The sequence below is a fragment of the Ureibacillus xyleni genome (assembly GCF_900217795.1).
Classification (GTDB): domain Bacteria; phylum Bacillota; class Bacilli; order Bacillales_A; family Planococcaceae; genus Ureibacillus; species Ureibacillus xyleni.
In genome coordinates, this window is sequence record NZ_OBMQ01000002.1 from 240,566 (window position 1) to 255,944 (window position 15,379).

Genomic DNA, 15,379 nt, shown 5'->3' on the forward strand with positions numbered 1-15,379 from the left:
TTCTTCTCCACATCCTCATCATTTTTATAATCGAATAGAGGGAGAAGGGCGTTAAGTTGTAAACGCAAAAAAGCAATAACGAGGACTCGTTATTGCTTAGAAATAAAAGTCATTTCCTTGCGTAAGATAGCCCTCCATATAGAAAACCTATATGACAGTTCTGCATTTATTCAACAACAGAACCAGCTTCAAGATTTCATGAGCATCTTGTAGCTTCGGCAAATTCCCCTTTCGACAATTGTCAATGGACCTCATTATCCTCTAATTGTGTACTAATGGTCTTTGCGCCTCTATCCTTACTTCAAAAGTTTTTGAAATAAGAAAATATATAATTAACAAATAGTGTACATTGTTTCATGCTTTAATGCAATAGATTATTTAAAGTAAAAAGAATTTTTGCATATTTCAATCAACCTTTTAAATTTTGTAGTGAGATTTTTATACGAGGGAAATTGATACTTTATAGGTACTAATAACTTTGTATTAAAACAATCTATCTGAACAATCTAACTTCACAAGGAGGTGATAATATGGCAGATCGCAGTTCAAACAAGCTACAAGTTCCTGGAGCACAAGCGGCAGTTGATCAAATGAAATTTGAAATTGCACGCGAGTTTGGTGTAAATCTTGGACCAGAAGATGCTTCTCGTGCAAATGGCTCAGTTGGTGGAGAAATTACAAAACGTCTTGTTCAAATGGCAGAAGCACAATTAAGGGGACGTTCAGGACAATAATCATTAGTGACTAAGGGCTAACACAAAAAAGTTGTTTTTTGTGTCAGCCTTTAGTTTTTACTTTCTATTAGTGTTTCAATTTTTTATATGTTCATTCCTGTACTTTTTTATTATTAGTTGCGTTTTGTCGATTAGCTCCTCTAATTATAATCTCCTCAGTAAAAATATTTCTTTAAAATAAGCAGTTTAGTATATTTATATTCCTTTTTTTGCTAGAATTGAGTTGTTAAAAAATTCTAGAAAATGAAGGGGATAGGATTTTATGTGGAAAAAGTTAACTGCTTCTGCACTAATGTTATCACTTGCAGCTACAAGTATTGCGCATGTTGATAATGTAAGTGCTGCAAATGCATCGGATGAGGTTACACGTGGGGAATATGTAAAGGCTGTAATTGATGCAATGGGAGTAAAGCTAGGCACAGGAAAAACGGTGAAATTTGAGGATGTGCCTGAAACTTTAAAACCGTATATTGAAAAAGCAATTGAATTAAAATTAGTAGCAGGAAAATCTGAGACTGAATTTGCTCCTAATGACAAAATTACTCGGGAAGAGGCAGTAATCATTGTTGCAAATGCAATCCAAAATGATAAAACTTACTCGGAAAATGTTTTAGATAAATTTAAAGATAGCCAAGATATTGTGCAAGAAAATCGTGATGAAGTGGCGAAAGCAATCTCATTAGGAATATTAAAAGGTTATGGAGATCAAACATTAAAACCAACAAATGTATTATCCAATAGACATATGAACAATATATTAGAACGTTTCTTAAAAGAATATTCACCAGTCCAAGCAAACACGACTGTATCATTGCGAATTTTAGGAACATCTGATATTCATACAAATATTATGAATTACGATTATTACAAAGATACTGAGTCTAATAGTTTAGGCTTAGTAAAAACAGCGACACTTATTAAAAAAGCTCGAGAAGAAAACCAAAATGCTCTGTTATTTGATAACGGGGATAGTATCCAAGGAACACCACTTGGTTCGTATAAACAATCAGTAGAAGTTCTAAAGGACGGGGAAGAGCACCCATCTATTACAACGATGGAATTATTACAGTATGATGGCTCTACTTTTGGTAATCATGAATTTAACTATGGATTAGATTATTTAGATGAAGTATTAGACGATGCTGCCTTTCCATATGTAAATGCAAATGTTAAAGATGCAAAAACTGGTGAAAATCTATATACACCATATGTGCTAATTGATAAAGAAGTTGTAGATTCAGATGGTAATAAATCCACAATTAAAGTTGGGGTAACTGGTATTGTACCACCACAAATATTAAATTGGGACAAGTCTCATTTAGAAGGTAAAGTTGTTGTGGATGATTCCGTTCAAGCTGTTGAAAAAGTTGTTCCTGTTATGCAGAAAGAAGGAGCAGATGTGATCGTCGTTCTTTCACATTCTGGATTAGGAGATACAACTCATGAAGTAGGAGAAGAAGACGTTACGTATCTACTAACAAAAGTAGAGGGTGTTGATGCAATTATTACAGGCCATGCCCACCAAGTGTTCCCAGGGCAAGTGGACGCATCGTTAACAGGAGTTGATTTAGAACAAGGAACTATCAATGGGGTACCTGTCGTGATGCCAGGAAAATATGGTAGCCATTTAGGTGTTATTGATTTAACTCTTGAACAGCAAGGTGAAGAATGGGAAGTTATTAACTCTAAAGCAGAAGTACGTAAAATAGCGGAAGATGCATCTGATGTTGATATGGAAGTAGCTGCAGCTGTAAAAGAAGCCCATGAAGGAACAATTAAATATGTTCGCCAAGCAGTAGGTAGTACAACTGCAGATATTCATAGTTACTTCTCACAAGTACAAGACGATCCATCTATTCAAATTGTAACAAATGCACAAACAGAATATGTTAAAGGGAAAATCAAAGGTACTCAGTTTGAGAATTTACCAGTACTTTCTGCAGGAGCTCCATTTAAAGCGGGTACTCGTAGCGATCCTGAATACTATACATTCGTTCCAAAAGGTGAATTAGCGATTAAAAACGTAGCTGATTTATACTTGTATGATAATACTGTAGCGATTGTAAAAGTAACAGGTGCAGATGTGAAAGAATGGCTAGAAATGACTGCTGGTCAGTTTAACCAAATTGATCCTGCTAAAACTACTGAACAACAGTTAATAAATTCAGAGTTCCGTTCTTATAACTATGATGTGATTGATGGTGTCACTTATGAGATTGATGTAACTCAACCTGCAAAATATGACCCAAGTGGTAAAGTAGTAAATGAAAAATCTGAACGTATTGTTAACTTACAATATAACGGTAAACCAATTGACTTAAAACAAGAGTTTATCGTTGCTACAAACAATTACCGCGCTAATGGGACGTTCCCTGGTGTACGAAATGCATCATATGTTGAAATCTATCCAGATGAAAACCGTCAAGCAATAATTGAATACATTATTGCGAATAAAACGATTGACCCTTCTGCAGATGGAAACTGGAAATTTGCAAAACTTCCTGAAGGTGTAAATGTAGTATTTGAAACATCGAAAAAAGCAGTAGATGTGATCCCTTCAAACAGCAATATTAAATATATTGGTGAAGGCACAGATGGCTTTGGAAAATATTCTTTAAAATAAGATCGAATAAGCTCTGCATAAATACTCTTTATGTAGAGTTTTTTTTGTTAGCACTTTTCATTTTTTCTAATTCTTTCATTAAATAACTTACTTGCATTTCTAACTGTTTAATTCTTTCATCTTCTGTTGTACTTGTCGAAGTCTCCTCAGATGTTTTCATATTATTTTCAATAGTTTGCTGTTGAAGTTGTTCAAGTGCAAGGAAGGATGCGTAGGTCGAAATAATACCTCCAATTGTTGAAACTAGCCCACCAAAAGCACCTAGTCTAGCAACAAACAATTCATTATTATTATTATTATTATTACTATTATTTGAGTTTTCTTCAGTAGCAATTTCGTCGGTTGGGGGACTTACAATCGGTCGTTGAATAGTGGATAGATTAACATTACGATTTTGGAATTGCATGTTTCCCCTCCTTTAGGTTGCGAATCTCTTTGTATTGTATGTAGGCATTTGTAGAAAGGAGACACGATAGAATTTTAAAAGAAAAAGGAAGCCAAAAGACCTGTATGCCTTATGGACTTCCATAATTGTTTTTAAGATTTATAATTGTTTTTAAGATTTATTTAAAATAAAAGAAATGGCAGATGCAAATTTATATTGGCGATTGGATAGGTTGTTTAACTTTTCGAGTTCATTTCGGTCAATAAGTTCAATTCCGTTTGATTTAGCTAAATTTTTTGCAGGGGTTGTGTAAAATCGATTAGTAACGACAATACCTCCATCTGCTTTATAGTGCTTAATCGCGCCAATCACTTCTTGAACCGCTCGAATTCCTACTTTTTTAGTAAAACACTTCGCTTGGACAACGTATTTTTTGTTTTTATTTTTGATGATTAAGTCCGCTCCGTAATCTCTGGATTTATTCGTTAACTTCACTCTGTACCCGTGTCTTTCATATAGATGTTTTAAATATCTTTCAAACTCTATACCACTCATTTCATCAATTTCGGTTAATTCCGCAAAACGGTTTTTAGAAAGTAACAACTTTATTGGAGAAAAGAAGCACTTCAATATTTTCCCGGTTGTATAATAAAAAATCATGCGAAGTGGTTTGTAAATACAAACAATAACAAAAGCTAATAATAAGTAAAAGGAAAAATCAGTTACACTTGGTTGTATGGAAATTATATTCAGAAAAGCAATCAAAATACAAAAAGCAAAAATACTCAGAATTAAAAACTCGGTAACTTTATTTTCTTTCGCTTTTACCTTTTGTTTTCTCATCGATGTCATCCTTCTTTTAAAACATTTTATGAAATTATTATGTTTCGTTAAATGACTAATATACGTTGCTAAAATTTACAGAATTAACTATCAATAATGTAGCCTTGAATCACTTATACTACCAAAGAGGTGAAAAAGTTGTATAAATTATTGTCACATAATGACTTGGATGGAGTAGGTTGTGGAATATTAGCAAAATTGGCCTTTGGGAAAGATGTGAAAGTTCGGTACAATTCTATTTCTTCATTAAACCGTGAAATTGAATTCTTTTTAGAAAATGACCCACCAGAAACATGTTTAATTATTACGGATCTTTCCCCTAATGAACAAAATGAACGTCGTTTAAATGAACATTTTACTGAACATGGGAATATTCAGCTACTTGACCATCATAAAACTGCTTTACATTTAAACGACTACGAATGGGGCTATGTATTAGTTGAAGATGCAGGTGGTAAACTTACTTCCGCAACATCTTTACTTTATGAATACCTTGTGTCAAATCAATATTTAAAGCCAACTGATGCCATATCTGAATTTGTTGAATTGGTAAGGCAGTACGATACGTGGGAATGGGAAAAGAACGAGAATCATAAAGCGCATTCTTTAAATTCCCTCTTTTACTTAGTGTCTATTGATGAGTTTGAAGAAATGATGATTGAACGACTCGCATCAAGCGATCACTTTGATTTCGATGAATTCGAAAAACGATTATTAAATATGGAAGAAGATAAAATAGAGCGATATATTAATAGAAAGAAACGTGAGATTGTACAAGCGCAAGTGGGAAAATTTTTTGCAGGCATTGTGTATGCAGAATCGTATCATTCTGAGGTAGGAAATGAGCTTGGAAAAGAATATGCTCATTTAGACTATATCGCTATTCTTAATGTAGGTGGGAAGCGAATTTCTTATCGTACTATTCATGATCATGTTGATGTTTCAGAAGTGGCAGGTACTTATGGTGGTGGAGGACATCAAAAGGCTTCAGGATCATCCATGAACGAGGAAGCATTCAAACAATTTGTATTGGACACCTTCCATTTAGAACCGCTTCAAGCTGATGCAAAACGAAATCGTTATAATTTGAAGGAATCAACTTTTGGTTCGTTGTATCGAAACCGCGGGGATGACTTGTTTTTACTTTATCCGGAAAATGGAAAATGGGTTATTGAACAAAATAAAAAAACATTGTCTGAAACTTTTATTAGTTTTGCTGAAGGGGAAAAATATTTGAAGCGGAATTACGAGGCTTGGTTAGTGAAGGATGATCTATTTGTAGAGTATTTAATGAATGAAGTGAAAGGGAAGGAGTAGAGAATGTTATTTCCTACTCTTTTTTTTTATGTATACAGTACTTAATCGTTTTTGAGTAAAAAGTATTAATTTTATTAAACTATTATTCATTAAAATGTTGTACAATTGAATTATATTGGGCTAAGATTTGAGACTTTGGTAATGTTTGAATAATGTGGGGTATAATAGAAAAGGAATAAAAAGTGAGGAAATGTCATGAAGGACTATCTCAGTAACATTGACTTTGTTTATCAATTATTTAATAAACAATCTGATAGTATTGTTGTTCTGAATAAACTGAGAAATATATTATATGTAAATCCTAAAGCAAGAGAGCTGTTTGAGCTAAATAATAATGTTGTTGGACAATCTATCAACACGCTGCTTTTAGATTTCTTAAATTCAAATGGAAATCAAATATATACTGCTGTTAATAAAACAAAAAACTCTTTTAAAGTAGAAATTAATATAGAACATTTACATATAGATGATAATACATACGAAATTCTGTTCATTAAAAATGTTGATGGGAATAAACAATCACTAGAATTAAATGAAAAGAAAATAAAGTTCTTTGATATGATGAGCAATATTCAAAACGGAATTTTTTGTATGGAGAAAAATGAAAAAGGCCAATTTATTTATACAATGGCGGTTGGTAAACTTCTAAATGAGATTGGGGCAAGTTTTGATACATTAAGGGACAAGTCGCCCTCGGATGTGTTTCCCAATGATATTGCGATTATCAAAGAAGAACATTATAAAAAAGCATTCGAGGGTCAGCACACAACATATGAGATAAATTTAAATAACAAATTGGTGTATGTTGATGTCACGCCTGTTTTAAATGGTGAAGAAGTTACCGGAATTGTAGGGACAGTATTAGATATTTCGGAATTAAGAACAACACAACAAGAGCTTCAGATTAATGAAGAAAGGTTTCAATCGCTATTTAAGTATAGTCAAGACTATATTATTATGCTTAATACGAATAGCGAAATAATTAATATGAATCCGAGTACTCTGGAGTTTTTAGGATTATCAAGTAATTCAATTACGAGTATTCGTTTATTTGATATTATTCCAGAATCGTATCAAGGACAAGTGAAAATGCATTTTGAACAAGCCACTCAAGGATACGCTCAAAATTTTGAACTTGGATATAATTGCGATAATGGGAAGGAAGTATATTTCAATGTAACGTTATTCCCAATTATCATTAATTCAAATATTCAGGGAGTTTATTTAGTAGCAAAAGATATAAATGAACAAAAGCAAATCCAATTAAAAAATGCCTACCTTGCTCAACACGATGAATTAACAGATCTTCCGAATAGAAGATGGATGGAAAGTAAAATTAATGAGTCATTACAATATGCAAAACAACATAAAAAGAAGCTAGCTGTACTTTATTTAGATTTAGATCGTTTTAAATCGATTAATGATACGCTAGGTCACTATATTGGAGATCGGCTACTTAAACAATTTGCTGAGCGCCTAGTTAATTGTATTGGGGAAAACCATGTATCGCGTATGGGTGGGGATGAATTCATGGTACTAATACCTGATACAACAAGTGAGTCTGAAGTTACTGAAATAGCGAATGCGATTTTAAAAAGTTTAACAGATCCATTTTATATTGACGACTTTGAATTATTTATTACAACTAGTATTGGTATTAGCATGTTCCCGATTATCGGAAATGATGATGTGGATTTAATGAAAAAGGCCGATATTGCTTTATATAAAGCGAAGGAATTAGGCCGCAATATGTACCAAATGTATGACGCCTCAATGAATGTTAAAAACTATCAATCGTTAATACTAGAGAGAGACTTACGAAAGGCTATTTTAAACGAGGAATTTATTGCTTATTTCCAACCAAGAGTAGATGCACGGACGGGAAAAGTAACAAGTGCTGAGGCTTTAATTCGTTGGAATCATCCACAAGTTGGCTTAATCTCTCCTTTAGAATTTATTCCTTTAGCTGAAGAAACGGGACTCATCATACCGATGGGAAAATGGATGAAAAAGAGAGTATGTGAGCAGTTAGTTACATGGAGAGAAGCAGGACTTCCATTAGTGCCGATTAGTGTTAATATTAGTTCGCAACGTTTTCTACAAAAAAACTTTGCGATGGAAATTCGAGAGTTATTGGAAGAGTATAAATTAGAGGGTAAATACTTAGAAATAGAAATTACTGAAAACTCTATTATGAAAAATGAAGAAACGGTTACGAAGACGTTAAGAGAATTGAAGGAACTTGGTGTGAAAATTTACATCGATGACTTTGGTACAGGGTATTCTTCTTTTAATTATTTAAAAACTTTCCATCTTGATGGCGTAAAAATAGACCGTTCCTTTATACAGAACATTTCATCAGAATCTGAAAATGCAAGTATTACAACAGCCATGATCAAAATGGCGCAACATTTAAAACTAGATGTTATTGCAGAAGGTGTAGAAACTGAAGGGGAGTTAAGTTATTTACTCGAGCAAAATTGTAATGAAATGCAAGGATATTACTTTGGAAGACCTTGTCCAATCGATGAATTTGAAAATAAATATTTAAAAGGATAAGTATTGCTAAGCTTAAAGTGTCAATTATGGCATTTTAGGCTTTTTCCTTTTAATCCGTAAAATTGTAAATTCCTCCTTGCCTCATGTATGATTAATAAAGATGAAATCAACTAGGAGTGATTGGGGTATGGAGATTGGTTTAACAACTTTTGTTGAAACAACACCAGATGTAAAAACAGGGAAAGTAATTAGCCATGCAGAACGTATTCGAGAAGTGCTCGAAGAAATTATTTTGGCAGATGAAGTAGGTTTAGATGTTTATGGAGTAGGTGAACATCACCGAAAAGACTATGCTTGTTCCACTCCGGCAGTGCTATTAGCTGCTGCTGCTTCACGAACAAAAAATATTCGATTAACAAGTGCCGTTACAGTATTATCATCCGATGACCCGGTACGTGTTTTTCAAGAGTTTTCAATGGTAGATGCGATTTCCAATGGTCGTGCTGAAATTATGGCTGGTCGCGGTTCTTTTATCGAATCATTCCCGCTTTTCGGCTATGATTTGCAAGATTATGATGAATTATTTGAGGAAAAGTTAGATTTACTTCTCCAAATTACAGAAAATGAAATAATCAATTGGGAAGGTCGTCATCGTCCGTCAATTCCAAATCGTGGTGTATATCCTCGTCCGGTACAAAATCCGCTTCCTGTATGGATTGCAAGTGGCGGTACACCTCAATCTGTAGCCCGTGCAGGTATGCTTGGTTTACCCTTAGCATTGGCGATTATTGGGGGTAGTCCATTACAGTTTGCAGCCCTTGTAAAGCTATATTATCGATCTGCCGAAAAAGCAGGCCATGATGTATCAAAATTAACAGTTGCTTCCCATTCACATGGTTTTGTTGCACAAACAACAGAGGAAGCAGTAGAAAAGTTCTTCCCACCGACACAATATGCAATGAATGTATTAGGAAGAGAGCGCGGTTGGGGACAATATACACGTGATACTTTCGATTATGCTAGAAGTTTAGAAGGCGCATTATATACTGGTGACGTAAAATCGGTAGCTGAGAAAATCATTTTGCTCCGTAAGAAAGTAGGCATTACTCGCTTCATGCTCCACTGTCCAGTTGGATCCATGCCACACGAAGATGTAATGAAATCCATTGAATTATTAGGGAAAGAAGTAGCCCCGATTGTTCATGACGAAGTAGCTCGTTGGGAAGCTGCGGGAATGCCAGAAGAATAACATCATAGGGTACAATAAAAAGCTAGTGACTTCTCACTAGCTTTTTTAACATTCAAGAAGGAATCCTCAAATTATTTTTCTACTTTTCTCTTAAAAATGAGTTCAAAATAGGCAGACATCCCATATGATGCAGTGCTTGGTGAGAAGATTTGTACTAATTCCCACCCTTGCTTTTCGTGCTCCTCAACAATTTCATGATAATCTTCTTTTGGCTTTTTGCCGAAGTTTGTTAAATCTACTTTTATAAACTTGTGTTCATACATTTTTAACACCCCTTCTAAGAACAAATTTTATATAAATTAAGAAAATATGTATATATGTTAAGTTCTAGTTTGATTTGATTAAAAGGAAAAATATTGTTACTTAAATACTATAAAAAACATAATTTGCTTTAATTTTGTAACAAAAATCTACTATCTATTATTTGGGAGTATGGTATTATTTAATAGTTAATTTTGTTGTTTCTATCAGGGGGAAACTTCATGTTTTTTAAAAATAAACTGTCAAAAAACAAAGTGGTAATAAATGTTGAACAGTTAGAAGATTTCTTAAAAGAAAAAGGTGGGAACCATGTTTCGCATTTATTTTTCTTAAAAGATAAAGAAGTTTTTTGGACAGAAGAGAAAAATGTATTAATTGTATATAAAAAGTTTGGTAAAAAATTATTTGTTTTAGGAGACCCAATTGGGGATGAGTGCGATATACAAAATGCGATTAAAGAATTTTGTGTATACAGTAACACCATGGGATTAACACCAATTTATTATCAAATAAGCCCACAGTATATGCAATATTACCATGAGTCGGGGTATCGCTTTCTAAAACTAGGCGAAGAAGGAATTGTCGATTTACAACAATTTTCACTAGAAGGTAAAAAAGGTGCAAAATTACGAACAAGAATGAATAAGTTCATTAAGAATTCCTTTTCATTTCAAGTTGTACAACCGCCATTTTCATATGAACTACTTACTGAATTAAAGCAAATTTCTGATTCATGGTTAGGTTTTGAGAAGGAAAAAGGTTTTTCTGTTGTTTCTTTTCAAGAGGATTATGTTTCGCGTTCGCCCATTGCACTGCTTTATGGACCCGAGGGAAATGTTTTAGCTTTTGCAACTTTAGCAACGGACTACAAACAGAAAATAACGATTGACTTGATGAGAAGTTTTGCTGAGAGTCCACATGGTACGATGGATGTACTATTTATACATATATTTCGTTGGGCAAAGGAAAACGGTTATCAGTTTTGTAGTTTAGGAATGTCACCCCTTTCAAGTGTTGGACATTGTGAGCATTCTTTTACAAGTGAAAAATTAATTCGCCTCGTCTATTTATATGGTAATAAGAAATATAATTTTAAAGGATTGAAGGAGTTTAAAGGCAAGTTTGCTTCTGTATGGGAGCCGAAATATCTTGCATATAAAAAAACTTCTTTACCGTTCACCTTTATCCAATTATTGCTACTCATAAATCGCACAGAAAACCAAAAAAACCGTACATCAGAGCATGGAACTATATTAAAAAAACGAGAAAGAAAATTACTTTCTCGATCATTAAACTAAACGCGTTGGAGAGGATCCATAATGCTCTTACAAAAAGATTTATATATTAAATTCGTAAAATATAGTCTTGTCGGTGTTGTTTGTACACTTATTTATTTTGTTTCTGTGTTTGTATTGGTAGAAGGGTTTCATAATGAACCGATATGGGGTACTGCTATTGCATTTATTATCATGACGATTTTTTCATTTTACTTAAACAAAAAATTTACTTTTGGAAGTAATTTTTCACGTAAAAAATTTATACGATTTTTAATTGTTTCCACATGTGGCTTTACATTAAACTTTGCTATTATATTTCTCATTGTAAATGTATTATCGTTACATTATGTTGTTGGTGAACTCGTGACGATATTAGTTATTCCAGTTGTAAATTTCCTTCTAAATAATTTTTGGACATTTCAATAACAAATGCCTTTGGAGATATTCAGGGTTATATATAATGCAGGGGTATTTGCTCCCTGCATTCTTTTGATTTTTCTAGAAATAAAAATAAAAGGTTTTTAAGTCTCAGGTCTTAGTTGAAATTACGTTTTAGGGTCATTCCGTGCTTTTTATACTTCTTGTATTCTTAAGTTAATCAAATGTTGAAAGGAAGATTATTATGAACAAGAAGTTTTTCATAATTGGGATATTGCTATTTGCAATCATTACAGTTACTGTCATAAATATTTTTTCTAAAAATGCTCCTAAAGAAGTTGAAATAAAGCAAAATTTCTCCCATGTAGAAGTTGAGACGGATAATGCGGATATTGTTTTCATTGCCTCTAAAGGGGAAACTGCAAAAATAGAGCTTGAAAATGGCAATAGCAAATATAAATTAAATGCTAATGTAAAAGGTGACACTTTAGAAATTGAAATCGACCATAAATGGTTCAAACTATTTTCCTTTGATTTCTTTTCAAAAACACCAATATTAAAGGTGTATCTCCCAGAAAACCTCGCAGGAACAATTAATGCTGAAACAGATAATGGTACGATAAAAGCTAGTGACCTTGCTTCAAAAGAATTTTCCGTAGAAACTAATAATGGTGAAGTTTATTTAAGTAATTTAAAAGTAACTGCGCTTTTTGCAGAATCGGATAACGGAGAAATTTTTTTAGATAACATTGATGGTGAAATTGTTGGTGAATCTTCTAATGGCGATATTTCCTTGAAAAATAAAACATTAAATCAGCCAGCCGATTTAGAAACAAATAATGGGACAATTTTTATACAGACAAAAAATGCACCACAAAATGTTAAAATAGAAGCAGACACAGATAATGGAGAAATTATTGTTTTAGGGAATTCAAATTCAACGACTATATTTGGGGAAGGTAAAGAACTTATCAAATTAAAATCCAATAACGGGGATATTATTGTAGAAAACTAGAATATATAGAAAGAGGAAGAAGCCCATGATGAACATGAGCCCATCTTGTTGTGGTTAGTTAAAAGAATCTTCCTCTTTCTTTTTAAATGTTTTACAATCTGTTTCCTCACTATTTGATGCTTCGTTTCGGCTAGCAACAACATAAATTTTTGTTGCATCGCATTTATTACCAGAAGCCCAATACGTGCAACTGTTTACCTCACAAAGAACGTCTGAAGCCACAAAATCCACCTCCTTATATCCCTAATATTTACAAGTTATATACATTTAATACCATATTCTATACTGTCTTAAAGGAATTTAGTGAAGCAAAAAGAATACAATAAATAGTATTGGGTTAATTATTTTCCACTTGGTAGAAATGCAAATTTTAAGTAAAGGTGAATCATTTATATGAATGATGTGTTTGTGATTAATGCTGATTTAACTTATCAAGGTGCCATGCAGAAAGCTGCAAAGTACTATGAAGATTTATATAAAGAAATAATTAATAAAAAATATGATCAGACTTTAATTAATGATTTTCTATCGTGGAAAGGTAATCATATTCATCATCCTAAATTGTTTTCTTACTTTAGTAGCAAAAATCGAAAACCAAGTACAAAAGAGTATCATCAATATATACAATGGCTTGATTTTACAAACAAATTGGACAGTTATTTGGATCGTAGTGTTTCTTATTTATACTTGCGTGATTTAGGAAAGAAATTAGATGATCCTAAAACTGAGGAGAAAATTCAAAAGGAAGTTGCGCGACTAAAAAATCAATTAATCAATTCCACCAACAATGAAAAGAGTGACTTCTTCCATATGAGTGCTTTATTTAGAAAGGCTCAAAAAGAAGGAATTGAACTTACTTTTGTTTGGCTAATGGACAAATTGAATGGGGTAGCAAGCAACATACCAGAAGGATTAGATGCGGTAAATGCAAGAAGAAAGTTAATTAAAATTATTGCAGGTGTATTGATGCACACAGTGGATGAAATGGAAGAAGGAGATCCAGCTATTCGTGCAACAAAATTAGATGAAGCAATTCGATTAGGATATTCCTATGGATTAACTTACCCTTTCATCGATGATTTGCTGGATTCTCAAATTTTATCCGAACAAGAAAAAATTAATTATTCCGAGATTATACGAACAGCATTATTAACTGGAACGGTACCGAGGCTTGGGGAAGAATGGGAGAGCGAGAGACTTCAATTTATGCAGTATATCCACTCCGAGCTTCATGAGGCGTTTGAATATATAAAATCCCATCAAACAAATGAAACCATTCATGAATTTTTTGAGCAAGCTTATGTATTTTTTTATTCCCAAGAAATTGACCGAAGAAAAAATTTAGCAAGAAGCGATTATTCAAATGAAGATCTTTATATTCCTATTATTTTAAAATCCTCCTCATCCAGATTAATTGCACGGTCCATCTTAACTGTTTCTAATGATGATGGATTTGAAGAACGGACATTTTTATATGGTATTTACAATCAACTTGCAGATGATTTTGCCGACATGTTTGATGATATGAAAGAAGAAGCTGTGACGCCATACACGTACTATTGGAAGCATCATAAAATCCGTCCAGATTTAATTAATCCCTTTGAAATGTATTGGGCGGTAATTAAAAACCTGATTCATAACGTATATGAATCTGACCCTAAAACGAAAGATGTCATATTAAATCGAGCAATTAATGGATTAAAGCGTTTTAAAGAAAAACATGGACAACAAAAATATAATGAAGTTATGGATCGATTTGCATCTGGCTTCCCAAAATTTAATAAGGTACTACAAAAGATGGTAGACTCCGCTGATGATGTTGACTTTTTTGATAAATTATTAAGAGATCATATGATAACTATTTTGAAAGATGAAAGCGACGAGCAGGAGCGATTTAAAGAAACGGTAAATGCTGTAAGGGATCATCTAAATCAACATTTGGAAATTACGGATGACGCTCAATTTACGATTTTTAAAGATACGATAAATGAAGCAGCAAATTATAGTTTATCAACTGGAGGAAAAAGGTTAAGACCAATTATTACTTGGTTTACTGGTGTAAAAATTTATGGCTTGGATGAGGATACTATTCTCCCCCTTCTAAAGTCTTTAGAGTACATGCATACAGCTTCCCTTATTTTTGATGACTTACCATCTCAAGACAATGCTTCGATAAGAAGAGGGCATAAAACAGTACATGAAGTATATAATGTAGCTGTTGCAGAATTAACCGGGATTTTCCTAACGCAAAGGGCAATTGAAGAGCAATCATTTCTTAAGAAGTTTGAAACAGAAACAGTACTTAAGTTAATACAATACACCGCTCATATGACTTCAAATATGTGTAAGGGCCAAGTGATGGATCTGGAGTCTAAAGGAAAGGCTTTAACATTGGAGCAATTAAATACAATGTGTTTTTATAAAACGGGCTTAGGTTTTGAAGCAGCCCTTGTGATGCCAGCAATTTTAGCGAACGCCAAGGAAGCTGAAATACGTGCACTAAAAAAGTATGCAAAACATGCTGGAATTGCATTTCAAATTAAAGATGATTTACTCGATGTTGATGGGATTACAATTGAATTAGGAAAACAGGCAGGAAAAGACTATGAAAATAATAATTCTACTTTTGTATCGGTTTTAGGCGTTGAAAGAGCAAAAATAGAAATGTGGGAGCACTACTGTATCGCTCTTGAAACGATAGAAGATATCCCATCTGATACAAGTTTTTTAAAGTATATATTAAATTATTTAATTTATAGAGACCATTAAAATAGGGTTTCCATGGATGAATTAACCAC

At 33.1% G+C, this 15,379-nt stretch carries 13 protein-coding genes and 1 riboswitch; of the genes, 9 read left to right on the plus strand and 4 right to left on the minus strand.

All coding sequences use genetic code 11. The features are described 5' to 3' along the window. Positions 1-119 precede the first annotated feature (119 nt). Positions 120-301: riboswitch (Lysine riboswitch) on the minus strand. 229 nt (positions 302-530) lie between these two features. Together CRO00_RS05010 and CRO00_RS05015 are read left to right on the plus strand one after the other, a co-directional pair. Continuing rightward, the gene (locus CRO00_RS05010; protein ID WP_097072572.1) at positions 531-734 is read left to right on the plus strand and encodes an alpha/beta-type small acid-soluble spore protein; all 204 of its coding nucleotides are present in this window, start codon (positions 531-533) and stop codon (positions 732-734) included. Between the two features lie 262 nt (positions 735-996). Continuing rightward, positions 997-3,357, plus strand: coding sequence for a bifunctional 2',3'-cyclic-nucleotide 2'-phosphodiesterase/3'-nucleotidase (locus CRO00_RS05015; RefSeq protein WP_097072573.1), 2,361 nt, complete (start codon positions 997-999; stop codon positions 3,355-3,357). A 28-nt stretch (positions 3,358-3,385) separates the two neighbouring features. Here CRO00_RS05015 and CRO00_RS05020 read toward each other — a convergent pair whose 3' ends face one another. Both CRO00_RS05020 and CRO00_RS05025 read right to left on the minus strand, forming a co-directional pair. After that, the gene (locus tag CRO00_RS05020) at positions 3,386-3,763 is read right to left on the minus strand and encodes a hypothetical protein (RefSeq protein WP_097072574.1); all 378 of its coding nucleotides are present in this window, start codon (positions 3,761-3,763) and stop codon (positions 3,386-3,388) included. A 150-nt stretch (positions 3,764-3,913) separates the two neighbouring features. Further along, positions 3,914-4,585 (minus strand): restriction endonuclease, encoded by a 672-nt coding sequence (locus tag CRO00_RS05025; protein WP_161946617.1) that lies wholly within the window; start codon positions 4,583-4,585, stop codon positions 3,914-3,916. Between the two features lie 138 nt (positions 4,586-4,723). On the opposite strand from CRO00_RS05025, the gene CRO00_RS05030 reads away from it, so the two are divergent. The 3 genes from CRO00_RS05030 (at position 4,724) to CRO00_RS05040 (ending at position 9,650) form a co-directional block, all read left to right on the plus strand. Continuing rightward, entirely contained in the window at positions 4,724-5,902 is a 1,179-nt protein-coding gene (locus CRO00_RS05030; RefSeq protein ID WP_097072576.1) for a DHH family phosphoesterase, read from the plus strand. A 195-nt stretch (positions 5,903-6,097) separates the two neighbouring features. Then, positions 6,098-8,461 (plus strand): sensor domain-containing protein, encoded by a 2,364-nt coding sequence (locus tag CRO00_RS05035; protein ID WP_097072577.1) that lies wholly within the window; start codon positions 6,098-6,100, stop codon positions 8,459-8,461. A gap of 127 nt (positions 8,462-8,588) precedes the next feature. Further along, positions 8,589-9,650 (plus strand): LLM class flavin-dependent oxidoreductase, encoded by a 1,062-nt coding sequence (locus tag CRO00_RS05040; protein ID WP_097072578.1) that lies wholly within the window; start codon positions 8,589-8,591, stop codon positions 9,648-9,650. Positions 9,651-9,721: 71 nt separating this feature from the next. Here CRO00_RS05040 and CRO00_RS05045 read toward each other — a convergent pair whose 3' ends face one another. Beyond that, positions 9,722-9,913: a DUF4177 domain-containing protein gene (locus CRO00_RS05045; protein WP_097072579.1), complete on the minus strand. Its 192-nt coding sequence runs from the start codon at positions 9,911-9,913 to the stop codon at positions 9,722-9,724. A 219-nt stretch (positions 9,914-10,132) separates the two neighbouring features. On the opposite strand from CRO00_RS05045, the gene CRO00_RS05050 reads away from it, so the two are divergent. From CRO00_RS05050 to CRO00_RS05060, 3 genes are all read left to right on the plus strand, one after another. After that, positions 10,133-11,209, plus strand: a complete 1,077-nt coding sequence (locus CRO00_RS05050; protein WP_097072580.1) for a phosphatidylglycerol lysyltransferase domain-containing protein — start codon at positions 10,133-10,135, stop codon at positions 11,207-11,209. Between the two features lie 21 nt (positions 11,210-11,230). Beyond that, complete coding sequence (locus CRO00_RS05055; protein ID WP_097072581.1) at positions 11,231-11,614, plus strand: GtrA family protein; 384 nt, start codon at positions 11,231-11,233, stop codon at positions 11,612-11,614. Between the two features lie 196 nt (positions 11,615-11,810). Continuing rightward, a complete protein-coding gene (locus tag CRO00_RS05060; protein ID WP_097072582.1) occupies positions 11,811-12,581 on the plus strand; it encodes a DUF4097 family beta strand repeat-containing protein in 771 nt (256 codons plus the stop codon). Positions 12,582-12,635: 54 nt separating this feature from the next. Here the strand turns inward: CRO00_RS05060 and CRO00_RS05065 are convergent, their stop codons facing one another. Next, the gene (locus CRO00_RS05065) at positions 12,636-12,803 is read right to left on the minus strand and encodes a DUF1540 domain-containing protein (protein WP_097072583.1); all 168 of its coding nucleotides are present in this window, start codon (positions 12,801-12,803) and stop codon (positions 12,636-12,638) included. 171 nt (positions 12,804-12,974) lie between these two features. Between CRO00_RS05065 and CRO00_RS05070 the strand changes: the two genes are divergently transcribed. Next, on the plus strand, positions 12,975-15,350 hold the full coding sequence (locus tag CRO00_RS05070) for a polyprenyl synthetase family protein (RefSeq protein WP_097072584.1): 2,376 nt from the start codon (positions 12,975-12,977) through the stop codon (positions 15,348-15,350). Positions 15,351-15,379: the final 29 nt, after the last annotated feature.